This is a genomic window from Reyranella sp. (assembly GCF_050185545.1).
GTDB lineage: Bacteria > Pseudomonadota > Alphaproteobacteria > Reyranellales > Reyranellaceae > Reyranella.
In genome coordinates, this window is sequence record NZ_JBFWZI010000049.1 from 1 (window position 1) to 13,738 (window position 13,738).

At 64.2% G+C, this 13,738-nt stretch carries 20 protein-coding genes; all 20 read right to left on the minus strand.

From position 1 onward, the window contains the following. Positions 1-148: 148 nt before the first annotated feature. Positions 149-1,420 carry a hypothetical protein gene (locus AB7O82_RS15600; protein WP_428619744.1) on the minus strand — a complete coding sequence of 424 codons (1,272 nt, stop codon included), beginning with the start codon at positions 1,418-1,420 and terminating at the stop codon, positions 149-151. A gap of 12 nt (positions 1,421-1,432) precedes the next feature. Further along, entirely contained in the window at positions 1,433-2,377 is a 945-nt protein-coding gene (locus AB7O82_RS15605) for a hypothetical protein (RefSeq protein ID WP_428540843.1), read from the minus strand. Between the two features lie 10 nt (positions 2,378-2,387). Continuing rightward, positions 2,388-2,804: a hypothetical protein gene (locus AB7O82_RS15610; RefSeq protein ID WP_428540846.1), complete on the minus strand. Its 417-nt coding sequence runs from the start codon at positions 2,802-2,804 to the stop codon at positions 2,388-2,390. Between the two features lie 412 nt (positions 2,805-3,216). Continuing rightward, entirely contained in the window at positions 3,217-3,528 is a 312-nt protein-coding gene (locus AB7O82_RS15615; protein ID WP_428540849.1) for a hypothetical protein, read from the minus strand. A gap of 11 nt (positions 3,529-3,539) precedes the next feature. Then, on the minus strand, positions 3,540-3,761 hold the full coding sequence (locus AB7O82_RS15620) for a hypothetical protein (RefSeq protein WP_428619745.1): 222 nt from the start codon (positions 3,759-3,761) through the stop codon (positions 3,540-3,542). A 236-nt stretch (positions 3,762-3,997) separates the two neighbouring features. Further along, a complete protein-coding gene (locus AB7O82_RS15625) occupies positions 3,998-4,483 on the minus strand; it encodes a hypothetical protein (protein WP_428540855.1) in 486 nt (161 codons plus the stop codon). A gap of 5 nt (positions 4,484-4,488) precedes the next feature. Next, on the minus strand, positions 4,489-5,076 hold the full coding sequence (locus AB7O82_RS15630) for a hypothetical protein (RefSeq protein ID WP_428540858.1): 588 nt from the start codon (positions 5,074-5,076) through the stop codon (positions 4,489-4,491). A gap of 65 nt (positions 5,077-5,141) precedes the next feature. Then, positions 5,142-6,065, minus strand: coding sequence for a phage capsid protein (locus AB7O82_RS15635; protein ID WP_428540861.1), 924 nt, complete (start codon positions 6,063-6,065; stop codon positions 5,142-5,144). 155 nt (positions 6,066-6,220) lie between these two features. Further along, on the minus strand, positions 6,221-7,072 hold the full coding sequence (locus AB7O82_RS15640; protein ID WP_428540864.1) for a hypothetical protein: 852 nt from the start codon (positions 7,070-7,072) through the stop codon (positions 6,221-6,223). Then, the gene (locus tag AB7O82_RS15645) at positions 7,069-7,329 is read right to left on the minus strand and encodes a hypothetical protein (RefSeq protein ID WP_428540867.1); all 261 of its coding nucleotides are present in this window, start codon (positions 7,327-7,329) and stop codon (positions 7,069-7,071) included. Before AB7O82_RS15645 ends, AB7O82_RS15640 begins: the two co-directional genes overlap by 4 nt. A 35-nt stretch (positions 7,330-7,364) precedes the next feature. Continuing rightward, entirely contained in the window at positions 7,365-9,083 is a 1,719-nt protein-coding gene (locus AB7O82_RS15650) for a portal protein (protein WP_428540870.1), read from the minus strand. Continuing rightward, a complete protein-coding gene (locus AB7O82_RS15655) occupies positions 9,073-9,309 on the minus strand; it encodes a hypothetical protein (protein WP_428540873.1) in 237 nt (78 codons plus the stop codon). Before AB7O82_RS15655 ends, AB7O82_RS15650 begins: the two co-directional genes overlap by 11 nt. A gap of 40 nt (positions 9,310-9,349) precedes the next feature. Next, positions 9,350-9,553, minus strand: a complete 204-nt coding sequence (locus AB7O82_RS15660) for a hypothetical protein (protein ID WP_428540876.1) — start codon at positions 9,551-9,553, stop codon at positions 9,350-9,352. Continuing rightward, positions 9,538-9,756 (minus strand): hypothetical protein, encoded by a 219-nt coding sequence (locus tag AB7O82_RS15665; protein ID WP_428540879.1) that lies wholly within the window; start codon positions 9,754-9,756, stop codon positions 9,538-9,540. Before AB7O82_RS15665 ends, AB7O82_RS15660 begins: the two co-directional genes overlap by 16 nt. Positions 9,757-9,766: 10 nt before the next feature. After that, on the minus strand, positions 9,767-9,940 hold the full coding sequence (locus AB7O82_RS15670) for a hypothetical protein (RefSeq protein WP_428540882.1): 174 nt from the start codon (positions 9,938-9,940) through the stop codon (positions 9,767-9,769). Then, a complete protein-coding gene (locus AB7O82_RS15675) occupies positions 9,937-10,419 on the minus strand; it encodes a lysozyme (protein WP_428540885.1) in 483 nt (160 codons plus the stop codon). Before AB7O82_RS15675 ends, AB7O82_RS15670 begins: the two co-directional genes overlap by 4 nt. Position 10,420: 1 nt before the next feature. Beyond that, the gene (locus tag AB7O82_RS15680) at positions 10,421-10,606 is read right to left on the minus strand and encodes a hypothetical protein (RefSeq protein WP_428540888.1); all 186 of its coding nucleotides are present in this window, start codon (positions 10,604-10,606) and stop codon (positions 10,421-10,423) included. 10 nt (positions 10,607-10,616) lie between these two features. Beyond that, positions 10,617-10,793 carry a hypothetical protein gene (locus AB7O82_RS15685; protein WP_428540891.1) on the minus strand — a complete coding sequence of 59 codons (177 nt, stop codon included), beginning with the start codon at positions 10,791-10,793 and terminating at the stop codon, positions 10,617-10,619. Positions 10,794-11,263: 470 nt separating this feature from the next. Beyond that, positions 11,264-12,733: a terminase large subunit domain-containing protein gene (locus AB7O82_RS15690; protein WP_428540894.1), complete on the minus strand. Its 1,470-nt coding sequence runs from the start codon at positions 12,731-12,733 to the stop codon at positions 11,264-11,266. Further along, positions 12,730-13,356 (minus strand): hypothetical protein, encoded by a 627-nt coding sequence (locus AB7O82_RS15695; RefSeq protein ID WP_428619747.1) that lies wholly within the window; start codon positions 13,354-13,356, stop codon positions 12,730-12,732. Before AB7O82_RS15695 ends, AB7O82_RS15690 begins: the two co-directional genes overlap by 4 nt. Positions 13,357-13,738: the final 382 nt, after the last annotated feature.

Genomic DNA, 13,738 nt, shown 5'->3' on the forward strand with positions numbered 1-13,738 from the left:
GCACCCAGTCACCAGTCGAGAGCGGGAAGCTGTTGTAGCACTCCGCCAGCGAGCGGGCATACTCGGGCTCGGCCATGCGGCCATGGGCCGACTTCGACCAGAAGCCGCCGCGGAAATCCGTCTGAACGAACGACGCCTCGCCCATCGCCTACCATCCCCACCAGTTCGTTGAGGCTTGCGAGAAGCCCGACGAGGCCCCGCCGTATTCGCGAACCAGGATGAACTCGTCTTCGTCCGGCTCCTCCGGCCCCATCTCGATCGCGTTGATCGCGGAGGCATCAAAGATGTACTTCTTGTGGATCGACACAAGGTCCGATAGGAGCGCGCGGCTGCCCGTCAGCTTCTCGCAGGTGGTCCATGCCAGCTTCGCCGCGATGACTTCGCACAGGAGCGTGTCCATCTTCGACACGTCCTTGATGTTGGCGCAGAAGTCGAGCGTGATCTGCGCGTCCGACGAGACGATGTAGTCTCCCATCGGAACGTAGTCGTCCGGTGCGCGCCGCTCGCGGTAGTTCAGGCGGGCGCGGCGCAGGATGTTCGCCGGCAGGCGGAAGACGTTCTTGTTGCCCTTGATGTAGAGCCAGTCGCCGGGGACGTTGGTAAGGTCCGCATACAGCGGCATCCACTTCGGGGAGGCGCTGAACAGCTCCGGGTCCATGGACCAGGCGGCCACGATGCCCTTCGTCCAGAAGGTGCCGTCGTCGTCAATCGGGTCCACGCCGATCGTGTCGTTCGTGGTCGCCTCGTAGATGAAGCCGTCCGACGCCACCACCGTGTCGCCGTCGTCGTACTCCACGCTGTCGCTGTAGTCGTTGGGCGGCTCCGCCGGGGTGAGGTTGAGGTTGTTCGAGATGATGCTGCGCCAGAAGTTGCCGCCGTAGCTCACCCGGTCGTTGAGCCCGTAGGTGGTCGTGGCACTCCACGCGGTCGCCGTGTCGGGGGTATCGGTGTTGGAAGTCGCGAGGGACAGATACACCACGAAGGTGCCGGCGGAGGCGCCCTGCTTCCATACCAGCTCGCCCGCGTTGTAGGAGACATCTTCGGACCACTGCTGCACGGCCATGGGGCCGTAGTAGCTGTCCCACGCGTTCGTCGCGCCGGGCTCGTTGCCGTAGTTGTCGGCCCGCCAGGAAATCCACAGATCGCCGTTCTCGTCCGCGACCACGGCGCCAGGCAGGTAGGTCTCGTTCACCTCCCACTGCTTCGGCGCGAGGATGCGGGAATTGGTGTCGATCGGGCGGAGGAACACGCGCTTCTTGGCCGTGCGCCAGATATGGCTTGTCAGCTCCGTCTCACGCACGATGTCGTAGTTCCGCGCCATGGTGGAGTTGCGGACGCTCTCCTCCGTGACAGAGTTGATCGGCGGGAGGCCAAGGTGATCGAGCGCACGGTTGGCGATCGCAAGGCTATCCTGGTACATCGGGGGCTCCTTTTACTCGCTGGATACTACCTTCCGCGCAGCGGAAAGGCTAGAGGCACTTGTGTCAATCTTGTGAAGTTCAGGCTGCGCGCCGGTTTTCCGCAACCTAACGGCATCCCTGATCTTGCGGAACACCGACCGAGAACGCAGCGGCGGCGGGTCAGCATGGATGAAGCCATCTCTCCGGATGAAGGCGAGCCGCCCCTCCCCGTTGGCCGTACCAAAAGCGAAGGCCCCAGTCTCCAGCGGCCACACGCGGGTGACGGCGAAGGTCAGCGCCCCGCCCGCGAGAACGAACGCCCCGGTGTCGAGTTCGAAGTCCTCGATCACGTCCGGGGTGATCGTCAGCTCGATATAGAAGCCCTGGAGGATGTTCGTCGCGCCCTCGTCGTCGCTGTCCATGGCGACATCCGCAGGCGACGCATCGTACATCTTGTACGCGAACACCACGTTCGCATTGGCCCCCACGTTGTTGGAGATCACTTCGTCGGAAGGAGAGAAGTTCGCAGGGCTGACGATGTTCGACGCCGTGAACGCGCCGCAGACGATCAGGGGGGCCGCGCCGGAAGCTGACGGGATCGTACCGCCAGCGGGGTTGCTTCCCGTGCTTTGATGCACCCCGCCTGCCGTCACGACGTTCACTGCCGTGATGGGGCCAATGCTGTCTCGGAACACGACAGCGACTTTTCGGGAGACCGGAGTGCCACCGCTGGTCATGCCAGTTATGGTCGTCCCGCCCTCGGTGCCGACCGCGATCTTGTACGAAGTCTGAAGCCGCAGGCTCGTCGCCGACACGTCGTCCGAGTTGAGGATGCCGGTGAAGTCGGTGGGGACGCCGCCCGTGTCATCGAACGCGCTGTCGGCAAGGACGATCAGGTCGCCGGCTTGGATGCTCGCCGGGAGGACGAGAGTGCCATCTGCGTTCTCTGTCGCCGATCCGAATTTGGAGAGGGCCATGTTGCCCTCCCTACGTGATGGTCAGAATGCCGGTCCCGGCGATCACCAGGTCCACGCTGTCTGCGTCGTCCAGCGTAAGCTCCTCGCCATAATCCCAGTGGCCGATGACTTGCTTGCTCGCCGCAGTGTCGTTGTAGAGCACGGCGTACCGGAACGGGCCGATCGAGCCGCCGGAAGCCACGAAGGACAAGTCGGTGGCGTCGAGCTTCAGCACTCCGGCCGTCTGCTCCGCGTCCACGCCCGAGAGCGCACTCCCGCCGGTGGTGTAGCCGAAGCCGTTGGCCACCTCGTTGGTCAGGGTCGCGTAGGTGTCGAACGACGCGGGGTCGGCGTTCACCAGCGCGATCTTCAGCGTGTCGGCGTCGAGATTGTGGACCTTCTTGGCAAGGTCTTCAACGAACTGGTTGTGCTTGACGAACGTGGCCATTACGCGACCCTCCGAATGGACACGTTATCAATCGAGATCGAAGTAGTTGTCGAAGACCCTCGAAACACTAGCGTGGTGTTCCCAGCCGCTGCGGTAAGCTGTTGGGTAAAAGTGCCCGCTGCCTGGCGCAAAGTTCCAAGCACGGGGGTTACCCCGTCGAAACGCAAAGTCATGCCGCCGTCCACAAAATTCAGGACAGTGTAAGTGACTTCGTACACGCCGCCCGTGACAAACGGATACGATCGGGAGAGGTTCTGCGCAGTCCCTGGACTGGCAAAGTTCGCTAGGCCAGCGCTAATTGCCCAGCCAGTTCCCTTCGTCCACTCCGCGTCCGCGTCGAAGCCGCCATTCGTGATGGTGTTGAGCGTCTTTCGTGGGGCAGAGAGACCGTAAAGCCCGAAGCCGAACATGGCTACACCGCCACGATCGCAGCAACCTTCTGGCCAGGGACAACTGCTCGCCAATACTCCACCCCGGCCGTAAGTTTCTGGTGGCTCGTGGTCGCCGTGGGGGCGACCGCAAAGATGACGTGGCAGTCAGAGTTGGCCAAGAGGCGGACGTACTGCGTGGTCGCCGCAAACGCGGCCGACTGGGCACTGGTAGTGAAGGACAGCGGGGTTTGGTCGGTGCCGGGCTCCTGCGCGAGCGGCAGGGCCGCCTGCCCGGTGTTAAGCGGGCGAAGCGGGCCGGAGCCGACGTACTCGGTGATGTAGAGGAGCGCCATGGTTCAGCCTCCTAGTGGCCGACCGGGAACAGCGTCCCCGCGATGTGGACGTTCGGGCTGTCGATGAAGCGCGAGAAGGCTTCGAGAGCCTTCACCACGTCCTCGCGCGTCAGCGCCTTCGCATCGGCAACGCGAAGCTCGATGTCGGTGGAGCCCGTCGAGGTACCGTAGGTGAAGTCGCTGTCCTTCGTGCCGGGGACGCCGCGATTGATGCCAAGGAAGTGGTCAGCCATGATACTCTGTCCTTCTGCGTAGGCGAGGATCGCGATGAGTGCGGCCCTCGTCTGGTTGATCGTCTTGGCCTCTGCCAACTTTGCCTTGGCGAAGTCCCGTACCCTCTTAGACCGTCGTGTCGAGAAACGTGTTCAGGTCCGTGAGCGCGGTCTGCACTTGGCCAGTCAGGCCAAGGATGTCCGTGAGTGCTGTCGCGAGCGCCTGTATCTTCTGCAAGAGGGTCATGTTCGTTCTCCTACGAGAATACGCCGGACCCGAGGGCGGTCGCTTCAATCGCCTTCCGGGCCTTGCGAAGTTTGTCCATCGTGCCGACGTTCGCGGTGTCGATCGTCAAAATGACGCCACCGCTCGCCGGCCCCAGGGCCAAGTTAAGCGTTGGCTCCAAGATCGCCCAGGCGTCCGTCGCGTCGGTGACGTGCGCCTCGGTCGGGCTCGCTCCGTCACTGGTCAAGACCCCCAACGCGTCGTCAAAGTCGCTGTAGTCGAGACCGGCCGCCGCGGGGACCGCGACAACCAGACCGGCAAGGACGGGCTCCAAGATCGCCCAGGCGTCCGTCGCATCGGTGACGTGCGCCTCGGTCGGGCTCTCCGCGTCGGCCGTCAGAACCGCCAGCGCAGCCACAAGGTCCGTCGTGTCGATCACCGCGGAAACCGGAGCAGCGACAGCAGCCTCGGCGTTACCCGAGGCTGCGATGCTGGCGGAGAATGTGGCCTGTGCCATGTTGGCTACTCGATGTACTCGACTGCCAGGTACATGGCAGCCGCGCCGGTCTGGAGGGCTTCGGTGACGGTCGCCACGATGTCAGCGTTGCCGCCGGGAGCCGCAGAGAGACCGATCGCTTCCCACAGCGGGAGGTTCGCGTCGGAACGCGCCCACGCCGGAGCAGTGGCAACGACACCCGTGGCAACACCGTCGTAGCCGAAGCCGGCACCGGGGTTGACGGTGATCTGCGAAGCCGCGCCGCCGAGATCGAGAGCCGCGACGAAGAAGTCCTGGTCCACGGCATTGGCCGCGAGCAGCGAGGAAATCGCCGAGGCGTTGGAGCCGTCCGTCGCGTGATAGACGCCGATGTCCACCTTGCCCGCGGAGCCCTGCGAGGCGCCGGAGAAGTGAATGCGCTTGACGATCGAAGTCCACGGGATGCGGACGAACTGGATCGTGGTGTCGATGTCGCCGTTGGCGGCGGCCGGAGCCGTGACGTTCGCGGAGATGTGCTTCAAGCGGCCGGCGCCGCCCTTGCCCGCCTGAATGCGGACTGCCGGGGTGGCGTCGAGGTTGGTGATCGGGGTGGACTTGGTGTGACCGACTGCCATTTTCGTATTCCTCTTTCTCGGAGTGTCGGGAGGCCGAAGCCTCCCTACCCTTCACTGGTTGCGGGTTACGGCGTGATGGACGCGCCGGTGGTGTCTGAACACTTCACCTCGAAGAGCTTGCCCTTCTGGAGACGCGTCGCGCCCACGGTGAACTTGGTGTAGAGCTGGTACGGATGACCCGACAGGTCGTTGCGGATCGACGGCGTGGTCGAGGTGTCGCTCCAGATGCCGAGGTAGAGCCCCGACTTCATAAAGGCGATGCACGACCGGACGTTCGACGCGACCGCAAGGCGCTCGGAGACGATGAAGTCGAAGCCGAGGAACCGCTTGATGCTGCCGTCAACGAGGACCGGACGGTCGCCGTTGTAGTCCGAGTTGGTGATCTGCGTCTCGGCAAGGAGATCGCTCTCCTGCTGCGAGCCGATGAGAATGGTCATCATCTCGTCGTCGTCGGAGCCGTCCTGCGCATAGTGGCGCATCTTCCGCTTCAGTTCGCGGAGCTTGGCGACGGTGAGGCCATTGGCCGCCGAGGCTCCGTAATTGACCGCGACACCGTAGGTCGTGTCGTCGAAGCTCTCAGTGGACAGGGCGTCCACGTCGGTTCCGATGCGCGCGTCAGCCTTGGCCGCGGCGATGAGCTGGTCGTCCCACTCACGAGCGACGGCCGCAGCCGCGTTGCTCGAATACTGGGACTTCGGGTCCGAGATCAGGCGGAGTTCATCGAAGCTGTCCACGAGCTGCGGGAGATCGCGGTCCTTCGGGAACACCCACCGACGCTCGAAGGTCGGATGGACGGGGGCGAGAGGGGCGAAGCGGCCGGCCGGCACCTGGACCTTCACGGGGCCGAGGTACTGCACCGGGGACGCCTGCTTGCCGACGTGCGTGCCTTCGGCGACGCGACCGCGGAGCTTGGAGCCCTTCTGCTGAATTTTCATTTCCAGATTGGCAGAGAACTGGGTGACTGCCAGGTCGATCAGGTTCTCGGACATTTTCGAGCCCTCAAGGGTTGGTTGATCCTTTGCAGGCCGTATCCAAACCGGGGGCCGAATGGTGCATTACTATCCCCGGCCAAGCAACGTGTCAACAGGGGCCTTCGAAAATCTTGGTGGGCGCCCCGAAGTACTTCCGAGGCGCCCGCCAAATACTAACCGGCGATGATGCGGATGAGCGCTTCCATCTCCTGCTTCTCCTTGACGCCGCCGTTGAGGTAACGGGTGCGCCAGTCGGCGTCGTTCTGGAGATCGTTCTTGCGAGCGACCGCCTGCTCCTTCGACATCGCACCAGTGCCGTTCGGACCCTTCTGGATGAAACTGTCCTCCCCGATCTTGGTGCCGATCGTGTGCATCATCGACATGACCGCGGCGTAGCCGACCGTGCCTTCGAGGGCAGTGATCTGCTGCTCAGTGATGCCCAGGGCCTCGGCCGTGCGCTTGGCGACCACCTGGAAGGCGTCGTAATTCTTGCCCCAACTGTCGCGGAGCTTGGTCTTCTCGGCGGCCAGCTCGCCCTCGCGCGTGGTCTTCTCGGTCGCGTCTTCCGCGTCCATGTACTTGACGACCGCCTTGGCCAGCTCTTTGGCCGCCGGCTTCGAGAGGTTGTTGGTGAACGCGGCGTTGCGGATCGCGTCCACGAAGCCCTGGTCCGGTACGGTGCCGTCCGCGAACTTCACGTCGGCGAAATCGTACTCCTTCGCCTCCTTCGGCTTGCCGAGCCGCTGGTGGACGCCCTCCCACGCGGCGGTGTCCTCCGGCTTGGGCAGGCGGATGATCTGCTCCGCCGGCACGCCGATCAGCTTCTCGGCTTCACGGTGCGCCTTCAGCGCGGCCTGCGCGGCAGCGCCGGGATCGAGCGTGGCCCAGCCGCGGTTCTGCGCGTGGCCGACCAGCTCGGTGTCGAGCCCTTCCGTCCACGTCTTCACCGGAGCGTTGTTGCCGCCGCCTTCACCTTCGAAGCGGGCGATGTTGTAGAGCGAATACTTGTTTCCGAAGAGGTTCATTTGACCGTTCCTTCCGTGGGGCCGTAATAAAGGTCCGTGAGTTGTTCGGGCGACAGACGCAAGTGCTCCGTGATGCGGAGCCAGACTTCGCGGCGCCCGATCAGCGCGTAAGTCAATTGGTCATTGCCGACGACGAGCGTGCTCTCGTTCGCGCGGCAGAAGCGGGCAAGGTCCTTCAGCACGGCGCGGCCCTCGGGGGTCGCGAAGGTGAGTTCATAGTGGCGCTTGCGGTGCCGCAGGAACTCGAACGCCTGCATCCATTTGGGGGTCTTCCCCCTGAAAAAGTCTAGGCTCAAGCGGGGGCTCCGGGTTGAACACCGGCGGCGGCCTGCTTGGCCTGCGCGCCCATGAGAGCGGCCGCGCCCGGCGCCGCCTGGATTTGCTGCTGCATCTCCGCGGCCTTCCGGCGAGCTTCGCGCTTCGCGGCAACCACGTCGTCTGACGCCAGCCAGGGCTCGGGCACGCCGTTGATCTCCGCGATCTCGGGGATCGCCACGTCGAAGTCGAGGCGGTCAAGATACGACGGATCGCCGGTGATGTTCGCAACGCCGCTGGCCGTCTCCACCGTCCGCATGAAGCCGGCGGCCTCCTGCGCACGCTGCGCCCGCGCGAGCGGGGAGGACCAGGCGACGGTGTAGTCGCCCTGCGCTTCGCGCAGCAGCGGCGGCATCGGTTCGAGCACGCGCATCTGCGACAGCAAGTCCAGCTCGCGGTCGATGTTGCGCGCCAGGTAGTTCTCCTGGCGGCCAAGGGTCGGGGCGATCAGGATGCCCTTCTCCTGAATGCGCTCGATAACTTCGGTGGCGGTCGTGCCGGACTTCGGCTCCGCCGCGATCGCGAACAGCGCGACGAGGAAGGCGTCGTCAATCAGACCCTTCTCCAGCGCCATCATCTCTTCGCTGATCTGGATTTCGCCGGAGGGCAGCACGCCGACCAGCGGCTTGCCGTCCGAGGACCAGCCGCCGCGGTTCTGCGCGCCCGGCTTCAGGTTCATGTTCATCACGCCGTCGTCGGCCAGGAGGAGGACCGGATCGGCCGCGCGGTGGCCTTGCTTCAGGAACACGCGCTTCTCAGCGTTCAGGGTCTTGAGCGAGGGCAGGACCGACATGGCGATCGAGCGGCCGTACTGCTCACCCGGCGCCGTGATGTACTGGGTCGCGGAGATCGGGAGCGACTGGTAGCCGCCCTCGCGCATGAGCGTCTTGGTCTCCACGCAGATGTAATAGGAGGCATACGGCATGTTGCGGTTGTCGAGCATCCACGGCTTGTACTCGTCGCGCGGGCAGACGCGATGCAGGAAGGTGAACTCGCGGTTGGCTCGCTTCGGGTCGCCGGCAGCCTCCAGCACCTCGGCCGGCAGGTTGCCCTGGAACTCTGGCACCTTCGCCGCCTGGCGGGCCTTGTACTTCATCACGCGGATGAAGCCGTCCACGACGCCCTGGTGGTTGAACTCGTGGTAGATTTCCCCGAACGGGATGTTGATGTATCGGAACGCGTCGATCTTCTTGTTGAGATCGTAGAACTTGTCGATGAAGAGCGTGCCATTGCCATAGGAGCCGAGGCTGTGCCACACGCCCTGGTTCTGGCTGACGAAGTTCGAGACCGGAGAGTACCGATAGCGGAAGAGGGTGCGTGTGGTATTATAGAACCACATGCGTGTCGCGCGGTCCTTCATAAGCTGATCCGCGTGGCGCCCGCCGGCCGTGAGGCCGTGCCAGAGGTGGTTCTTCGGCGTCAACATGCTGTCGCAGATCGCCATGAAGCGATCGGCTGCCAACATGCCGCTGGCGTCGATCTGCTGCTCGGTCTTCTTGGTGTAGGGCGTGGTCATGCCGTGCGCGTTGAAGCTGCCGACATGCGAGGGCTGGATCAGCGCAGCGATCTCTTCGCACTGGCCGTTGAGCGGCTGACGCTCCACCACCATGTCCTCGAACCGCTGGATCGAGGCGATCACGATTTCCTTGGCGCGGTCCTCGTCGCCTTTGCCCACGTCCTTGAAGTTATCGGCCAAAAAGCGTCCCCCTCACGTCCATGGGATTTCCGCCGAACAAGTCGAGAGCAGCCGCACCCTGCGGGCCGACGCTTCCGCCAATACTGCGGGAACTCTTGCGCTGACGCCTTTGCGACTGCTCGGCGAGCTGATCCCGCAAGAACTCACCAATGCCGCCGCCACCGGACATGCCGGGCGACAGGCCGAGAGACTGGGCCGCGAAAGAAGTCTGGTAGAGGCCGGGCATGGTTTTACTGTCCCCGCGGGAGTTGACCTTGACGAATACTCTATCGAGCCGGCGGTGTCCAGTGACAGATCGCTTCGCCCTTGAGGTTCGTGCCGACGAGATACGGCCCGGTGTACGGCAGCGTCGCCACGACGCGCGCCTCTCCGGCCGGCGGGGTGTATGGCTCCTGCACGTCGCAGAAGCCGGACCATGATGCGCAGCCGGCCAAGGCCAGCGGAGCGAGGAGGACTAGGGCACGGACCATCGCAGCAGTTCCTCTTCGATCTCGGACGGGGGAAGGGTGCGGGCGCGGCGGTCGATCTCTCGCGCGGTGGTGATCGTCTCGATGCGGTCGCGCTCGATCGCGGCGCGCTCGGCGTCACGCCCCGCGTCGTAGATGCGCCAGCCGGTGAAGACCACGAGTGCGAGCAGTCCGCCCGCGAGCCACAGCCGCCACATCAGTTCCACCCTTCGCGGTTCATTTAAGCCCCCATACCCGGCGAAGGTCTCGGATGATCGTCTTCGACATCTCCAGCGCTTGATCGAACGCCGCCGCTATGGCCGCCGCAAGGATGAAGACAATGCCGAGTAGAACACCGAATGTTACGACTACAATTCGGCGGAGCCAGCGGGGTTTGATCTTGCTAATCATGCCCGGCTCCCCATTATGCGGGGCAGGCCCTCCAGGCACAGCTCCTTCTCGGCCATGCGGCGAATGGTGAGGCCGTTGAGGACGCGGCCACCGGCTCGGTTCCAGCGCGGGAGTTCATTGCAGGCTCCCACCAGGTCGCCCGCATTGAGCTTGCGGAGGAGCGTCGATCGGCAGAAGGCGCCCACACCGACGTTGTAGGTGAAGGAGAGCAACGCGATGTACGTCTTGTCGGGGACGGCCGGGTTGGTAATGCAGCGGTCCATGCCGGTGGAGAACTCGGACAGGTGCGCGACCAGCATGGCCTTGCACTCCTCGACGGAGTGGACATCGCCCATCTCGACGCCGAAGGTCTCCCCATAGCAGATCGTCGGGATACCCACCGGGTCGAGGTAGGCGCGGGTGCGCAGGCCCTCGAACCCGCCGACCAGCGCGACGGTGGCTGCGAGCGCAGCGGCGCCGAGCTTTACGAGACGGTTCATCCTACTTGGCCCGCTTGCGGCCGTAGCGGTTCATCGACCGCTTGTTGCCAGTGCGGTTGCCCATCGGGGGGATGGTGCCGCCGCCGGCCGGCCGATCAGTCGGCGCTACCGGGGTCCAGGTGCCGGGCGTGCCCTGCGGGGAAACGGTGCCGGGTATCCGGCGGCCGAAAGGAACATTCGTGGCCATGTGGCGCCTCCTACTTTTTGCCGCGGCGGATACGCCGCTTGTTCGTGCGGGTGCGGGGGTCATAGTCAGGGCGCTTGTATTCCCCCTGCGGGTCAAACGTACCCGACTGAACCCGAATGTTCAGATCGTGCAACGCCTGCTCAAGCGTGGTGCGGATTACTGGCTTGTTCCAGGTGCCGTTGACCATAAGCGCCTCCATTGGAAGCGCGCAAGTTAAGTCCCCCGGCCTTTGCTGTCAATCCATTTTGCGATCTGGCGAAGTTCTTGGGCCGTTGCGTTATTCTTGATACGGTTTGCTCGCCAGGACACGATAAATACGTTCCCCGGAACATATCCTTTCCTGCTGTCCAGCCGGTCAACAGAAGCGGCGGCATCCTTCGTCCCGCGCCCCTGTCCCCGATATACGAGGGGTATTCCAAAGACCGGGCACACTGCCGGCCATTGCAAATCCGCCTCTATAATGCTGAACTTAATCCCACGCTCCTTCGCCCTCTGACGCAAGGTCATGAGCATCACACGCTTATAGTTTCGCTCCCGCCAAGACCGCGATGAATTACGGTTCTGGTCACGCCCCTCCGGCGTGGCTCGGCGGCGCTGCGCATACTCACGATTATAGCGAGTGGTGTCAGTTTTGCTCTTTCGCATATTGACTTCATGTCAGGTCCACAGATCGAAGTCAATCCCGGTCGCGATTTCTTGCCGGCGCCCCACGAAACCTTTGCCGATACTTGGCCCGAGCGGCGCCAGATCGCCAGAGCGGATGGTCATTACTGCCTGGCGCGTCGCCGACATCAGGTCGTCGTTGACCTTTACGATGAGGCCGTCCTTCCGGTGGTACGACCGGAACTCGTTGCCCCAGTCGCCGGCCAGCAGGTGCTTCGCCACCTTGAAGCGCCCGGTCTTCATCCGCTGGTACATCTCGTTGATGCCGGCCTCGGTCGAAATGCCGCCGTCGGGGAAGGTGGCGTGGGAGGGCATCATGCGCAGCCCCGCCTTCTTGTACGCCTTCGCCGTCGTGGCCGTCTCGTCGCTCTGGTTCTTCTCCTTGGTGTTGCCGTCGTGCGGCCAGGCGCACAACACCTGCTCCGCGATCGGCTTCAGCATGGCGACGTGTGCGACGTACAGCGGCTCGCGTGACCGCACGGCCGCGTGGACGTGGATGCAGTCCGCCTCCCGGTCCCACAGGGTGAGCACCGCCGCGAAGGGGTGGCCGCCCCCGCCGCCCGTGCCGAAGTCGAGACCCCACAGGCGCGTCCACTCCTTCGGGATCACGTCCATCGGCAGCGCCTCTTCCGAGAGCATGTCCTCCCCGAACGGGAAGACGCGACCTTCACCCATGATGGGCACGCCCATAGCGCGGGCTTCGCGCTCGTGCTCGGGCCAGCCGTCGATGATCTTGCGGCGCTCGTCATCGTTCAGGTGCTCCGCGTCGTAGATGGTCATAACGACTTCTTGGCGGTCGGGCGACGGCGCGTCCATGAAGCGGACCAGCAGCTCGGTCTTGCCCTTCAGCGGGGTGAAGGTGGTCATCACCATGCCGCCGGTCGCGGTCGTGCGCGTCAGCGCCTCCGTGTAGATGTCCATGGGCGGCTCTTCGTCCAGCCAGATGCCGTCCACCGTGTCGCCCTGGAACTTGGTGCGCCCCTGCTCGTAGGACTTGAAGACGAACTGGGAGACGCCGCCGGACTTGTGGCGCACCAGCATCGTGTCATAGGCGTTGGTCACGCCGCGGGAGAGCGACGGCCGCTCCACGAACGCGTCGCGCGGGATGAAGCCGCTGCCGAACTCGGGGTCCACGCCGGGCGGGCCGACCAGGAGCTTCTGCATCGTATCACGCACCAGGACCGAGCTTTCGCCCGCGCCCCAAAAGCGCACCGGCCGGTCCCACCGGCGGCCACGCCACCAGGTCGGATAGTTGCCGGTGAGGTGCATCGCCACCTCCGCCGCCGCGGAGAGGGTCTTGCCCACCTGGTTGCCGGCGCGCAGCATCCGCTCACGCTTGGTCCGCCCGAGCGCGTGGAACTCCTTCTGCCGCGGATACGGCTTGTAGAGCTTCAGGCGGTTGAACTTCTTGGCCTCGTCCAGCCCTTCGAGGGTAGAGAGGAGCGCGTCGAGATCGTCGGTCATTCGCCTATCCACTCTTCTGTCGGGACGACGCTGACTACCACCGCGTCCTCGATCAGCTCGGTCTTCGTCATCAGGACGCCGCTCTCTGGCGTGTCAGAAAGCGACGCCGGAACCTCTATGCCAATCTTCGCCAGCATCGCGGCCGGGTCAAGCCCCAGCGACTTCGCCAGCGACACCGCCCGTGCCACCTTCGTGTCGAAGTCCTCGACGCGCTCCACCTTCACCTCGTGCTGCGTCTTGATGGGCATGCCCCCGCGATCGAAGATCATCGCTGCCGCCTTCAGCTTGTCGCTGTTCTTGTTGGAGTGCATCATTATGTTGATGACGGCTTCGACCGCGGCGGGGAGCGCGGCGCCGAAGTTCTTCTCCGCCACCTCCTTCATCGCCGCCTGCATCCGGGGGTCGTGGGCCAAGCGATGCCCGATCACCGCCAGACTGGCGCGCGTGCTCTCCGGTGTGCCGAAGCCGGCGTCCTCCGCGGCCTGGGTGAAGTTGACTTGGCCGTGGTCGTCCGGCTGCGTGCAGACGATGGCGAAGCGGCGCCAGCGATCGTTGGGCAGGGAGGACATGGCGGGACCCGCTCGGGTGGCCTCCAAGGTCTCGGCGAGGACATCTGTACCCATCTGAATTTCTCCGTGGACCGAGTTTTGTTTCATTTTGTTAAGGGCATTAACAAAATAACAAAACAAAAGTCAAGCGTTTCCGCCATTTTTCCCCGGCCGACCCGCCAGTTCGCCTCGGCGAGCCAAAGTATTCCCCGGGGCGCCGCGCGCCACAGCGTTGAGCGGCATATGTGCGCACGACGTGCATCCGGGGGGTACCCCCACCCCCACCCGGTCTTCGTGTTACATTATAACATAACAGGGCGCACCATGTGCGTCTGAGGATATAGGCAGGCAGCATGCGCTCACGCCAGGGAAAAGCCTTGCATATCAATGGCTTGCGCATGTGCGCGTGCGTGATCGAGCGCATGGTGCGTGCATGATCGAGGCGCCTCACTGCCGA

Excerpts from the sequence above, each read along its gene's own strand:
- AB7O82_RS15655 (WP_428540873.1), bottom strand. The coding sequence starts at position 9,309 with ATGCCCGGCCTCTACCAGACTTCTTTCGCGGCCCAGTCTCTCGGCCTG.
- AB7O82_RS15645 (WP_428540867.1), bottom strand. The coding sequence starts at position 7,329 with ATGCAGGCGTTCGAGTTCCTGCGGCACCGCAAGCGCCACTATGAACTC.
- AB7O82_RS15680 (WP_428540888.1), bottom strand. The coding sequence starts at position 10,606 with ATGGCCACGAATGTTCCTTTCGGCCGCCGGATACCCGGCACCGTTTCC.
- AB7O82_RS15670 (WP_428540882.1), bottom strand. The coding sequence starts at position 9,940 with ATGATTAGCAAGATCAAACCCCGCTGGCTCCGCCGAATTGTAGTCGTA.
- AB7O82_RS15660 (WP_428540876.1), bottom strand. The coding sequence starts at position 9,553 with ATGGTCCGTGCCCTAGTCCTCCTCGCTCCGCTGGCCTTGGCCGGCTGC.
- AB7O82_RS15620 (WP_428619745.1), bottom strand. The coding sequence starts at position 3,761 with ATGGCTGACCACTTCCTTGGCATCAATCGCGGCGTCCCCGGCACGAAG.
- AB7O82_RS15675 (WP_428540885.1), bottom strand. The coding sequence starts at position 10,419 with ATGAACCGTCTCGTAAAGCTCGGCGCCGCTGCGCTCGCAGCCACCGTC.
- AB7O82_RS15635 (WP_428540861.1), bottom strand. The coding sequence starts at position 6,065 with ATGTCCGAGAACCTGATCGACCTGGCAGTCACCCAGTTCTCTGCCAAT.
- AB7O82_RS15695 (WP_428619747.1), bottom strand. The coding sequence starts at position 13,356 with ATGGGTACAGATGTCCTCGCCGAGACCTTGGAGGCCACCCGAGCGGGT.
- AB7O82_RS15630 (WP_428540858.1), bottom strand. The coding sequence starts at position 5,076 with ATGGCAGTCGGTCACACCAAGTCCACCCCGATCACCAACCTCGACGCC.
- AB7O82_RS15685 (WP_428540891.1), bottom strand. The coding sequence starts at position 10,793 with ATGGTCAACGGCACCTGGAACAAGCCAGTAATCCGCACCACGCTTGAG.
- AB7O82_RS15605 (WP_428540843.1), bottom strand. The coding sequence starts at position 2,377 with ATGGCCCTCTCCAAATTCGGATCGGCGACAGAGAACGCAGATGGCACT.
- AB7O82_RS15610 (WP_428540846.1), bottom strand. The coding sequence starts at position 2,804 with ATGGCCACGTTCGTCAAGCACAACCAGTTCGTTGAAGACCTTGCCAAG.
- AB7O82_RS15690 (WP_428540894.1), bottom strand. The coding sequence starts at position 12,733 with ATGACCGACGATCTCGACGCGCTCCTCTCTACCCTCGAAGGGCTGGAC.
- AB7O82_RS15640 (WP_428540864.1), bottom strand. The coding sequence starts at position 7,072 with ATGAACCTCTTCGGAAACAAGTATTCGCTCTACAACATCGCCCGCTTC.
- AB7O82_RS15615 (WP_428540849.1), bottom strand. The coding sequence starts at position 3,528 with ATGGCGCTCCTCTACATCACCGAGTACGTCGGCTCCGGCCCGCTTCGC.
- AB7O82_RS15625 (WP_428540855.1), bottom strand. The coding sequence starts at position 4,483 with ATGGCACAGGCCACATTCTCCGCCAGCATCGCAGCCTCGGGTAACGCC.
- AB7O82_RS15600 (WP_428619744.1), bottom strand. The coding sequence starts at position 1,420 with ATGTACCAGGATAGCCTTGCGATCGCCAACCGTGCGCTCGATCACCTT.